At 72.4% G+C, this 3,158-nt stretch carries 3 protein-coding genes; all 3 read right to left on the bottom strand.

The window, feature by feature from the left end:
• The coding region (locus FUT87_RS24880; RefSeq protein WP_147242735.1) for a sodium:solute symporter at positions 1-1,238 on the bottom strand (1,238 nt) is incomplete at its 3' end.
• Complete coding sequence (locus FUT87_RS24875; protein ID WP_147242734.1) at positions 1,235-1,582, bottom strand: DUF3311 domain-containing protein; 348 nt, start codon at positions 1,580-1,582, stop codon at positions 1,235-1,237. The genes FUT87_RS24875 and FUT87_RS24880, both read right to left, overlap by 4 nt.
• A gap of 87 nt (positions 1,583-1,669) precedes the next feature.
• The coding region (locus FUT87_RS24870) for a xanthine dehydrogenase family protein molybdopterin-binding subunit (RefSeq protein ID WP_147242733.1) at positions 1,670-3,158 on the bottom strand (1,489 nt) is incomplete at its 5' end.

The raw sequence follows: 3,158 nt of genomic DNA, 5'->3' as shown, positions 1-3,158 counted from the left end.
AGCGCCACCAGCGCCGCCAGCAGCGCGGGCGCCAGCTGCGTGACGATGCCGAAGCCCATCAGCAGCAGCGCGACGATGCTGGATCCGCCGCCCAGCGTCAGCAGCACCGCGATCAGGGTCAGCAGCGGCGCGGCCAGCCGCGAGACCGTGGCCAGCCGCGCATCGTCGCTGCGCGGGAACAGCGGCCGGTAGAGGTTGCGCGCCAGCAGCGTCGAGGCCGAGATCAGCATGATCGAGCCCGGCACCAGCGCGGTGAGCATGCCGGCCGCGCCGATCGCGCCGACGAACCAGGGGTCGAAGGTCTTCAGCGACAGCTTCAGCAGCGCCAGGTCGATCTGGCCGCCGCTCAGGCCCGGCACCTCCAGCACCGCCGCGAAGCCGGCGAACATCGAGAACAGCATCACCAGCGCGTACAGCGGCATGACGGCCGCGTTCTTGCGGAAACTGCGCTCGGACTTTGCGGTGAACACGGCGCTGAACGCATGCGGCCAGAGGTACATGCCCAGCGCCGACAGCGCCACGGTCGAGCTGAACCACACGGCGTTGCGGCCCTCGGCGGGCAGCGCGAGGAAGCCGGGCCGCGCCGCTTCGATGCGCTCGAACATCGGGCCGAGGCCGCCATGGTGGTGGTAGGGCAGGTAGAGCCCCAGGAACACGCAGACCAGCAGCACCAGCACGTCCTTCACCACCGCGGTCAGCGCCGAGCCGTGGATGCCCGACAGCATCACGTAGACCGTCATGACGCTGGCGCCGATCCAGACCGCGGTCGCCGGCGACAGCGTGCCGTAGGAGGTCAGCTCGACGATCAGGCCCAGGCCCTTCATCTGCACCACCAGGTAGGGCACCAGCGCCAGCAGCGCGACCACGGCGACCAGCAGGCCCAGCGCCGGACTGTCGTAGAGCCGCGCGAAGACCTCGGGCTGCGTCATCGCGCCATGCCGCTTGGCGAAGCGCCAGATCGGCGGCAGCAGCCAGTACGACATCACGAAGGCCAGGCAGGTGTAGACCAGGATGTAGAGCGCCGCGCCGCCGTGGCCGTAGGCGTAGCCGCTGGCGCCCAGGAAGGTGAAGGTGGTGTAGAGCTCGCCGGCCATCAGCACGAACACGAGCAGCGCGGAGAAGCCGCGCCCGCCGACGCTCCACTGGGCCAGGTCCATCGTGACGCCACGCCGCGCGCGCAGGCCGGTCCAGAGCGCGAAGGCCAGCGTCAGCAGCAGGATGACGGTGGCCGCGTTCATGCGTCGCTCCCGGCTTGGGCGCTGGCGCTGGCGCTGCCATTGCCGCTGCGGTGCTCGCCGATGTGCTCGCTGATATTCCCGCCGATATTCCCGCTGACGTCGTCGCCGAGGTCGGGCGCCGCTTCCGCGTCGCCGCGGTTGGCGGGGTCGAGGCGGTAGATCGCCGCCATCACCAGCGCGGTCAGCAGCATGCCGGCGATGGTCCAGGCCATGAAGAACGGCAGTCCCAGAACGAAGGGCTGGACGCGGTTGGCAACGGTCACGCCGGCCAGCGCATGCAGCACCGGCAGCAGGGCCAGCCAGCGGTGGCGCCGCGACGGCGACGCGAGTGGGGTGTCGGACATCACCGGGTCATTCCTTCCGGGAAGCGGGCATCGCCACCGGCGCCCGCAAGGCGCGGCGGATCGACGGAGATCGAAGCATCCAGCGCATCACCGGGCACCGGGAGCGAGCGGCAAGCCGCGGCCGGCGGCGGCCAGCGCGCGCAGCACGACGTCCGGCGTGGCCGGCGCCTCGCGCACGCGCGCGCCGGTGGCGTGGTGGATCGCGTTCAGGATCGCGGCGGCGGTCGGCACCAGCGCCGGCTCGCCGATGCCCTTGGCGCCGTAGGGCCCGATCGGCGTCGGCGCCTCGACGAACAGCACCTCGACCTCGGGCACGTCGTGCACCGTCGGGATCAGGTAGTCATGCAGGTTGTTGTTGCGGCCGGGCAGGTACTGCTCCATCAGCGCCAGGCCGACGCCCTGCGCCACCGCGCCCTCGATCTGGCCCTCGAGCAGCGTCGGGTTGACGCGCCGGCCGACGTCGTGCGCCGCGACCACCCGGCGCACCCGCACGCGTCCGGTCTCGAGGTCGACCTCCACCTCCGCCATTTGCGCGCCGAAGGCGTAGGTCGCATAGGGGCGGCCCTGGCCGGTGGCGTCCAGCGAGCGCGTCGGCGGATCGAAGCGCTCCTCGGCGCACAGCGCGTAGCCATGGGCATCCAGCGGCAGCTCGCGCAGCGGCAGGCGCGCGTCGCCCGCGCCGACCCAGCCCTCGCCGAAGTGGACCGGCGCGTCCTCGACGGCGTTCAGCAGCGCGCGGATGCGCCGCCGCAGCGCGGTGCCGGCCAGGAAGGCCGCGCGTCCGGTCACGAAGGTCTGGCGCGAGGCCGAGGTGCGTCCGCAGTCGGGCGTGAGGTGGGTGTCGGGCCCGACGATGTGGAGCCGGCCCACCGGCACGCCGAGCGCGTCGGCCGCGATCTGCGGGATCACTGTGTTCGAGCCCTGGCCGGCGTCGACCGCGCCCTGGTGCAGCACCAGCGTGCCGTCGGGCCGCACGCCGATGCGCACCGTCGACGGATTGGGCGTGCCGGTGTTGCCGCAGCCGTAGAAGAACGCGGCCAGTCCGACGCCGTGACGCCGCTGCGGCGGCGCCTTGGCATTGCGCGCGGCGATCCGCGCGAGCGCCTCGGTCCAGCGCGGTCGCAGCGCATCGAGGCACTCGACCAGGCCGACGCTGTCGTCCAGCAGCTGACCGGTCGGCAGCGTGTCGCCGGGCCGCAGCGCGTTGAGCGCGCGGAATTCGAGCGGATCCCAGCCGGCCTTCAGCGCCAGTTCGTCGATCAGCTGTTCCTGCGACATCGTCGTCTGCGGCACACCGAAACCCCGGAAGGCACCGGCCGGCGTGACATGCGTGTGGATGGCGCGCGCGCGGGCCGCGTAATGCGGCAGGCGGTAGGGACCGCCCGCATGCACCGGCACGCGGTTGGCGACGGCCGTGCCCCAGGAGGCGAAGGCGCCGGTGTTGTAGTCGCCCTCGAATTCGACGGCCCGCAGCCGGCCATCGCTGCCGGCCGCCATCGTCGAGACGATGCGGGCGGGATGGCGCTTGGTCGACGAGGCCATCGACTCCTCGCGGCTGAACACGATCGCGACCGGC

It is taken from the genome of Mitsuaria sp. TWR114 (assembly GCF_007997345.1).
This window is presented reverse-complemented; position numbering and strand designations above follow the sequence as displayed.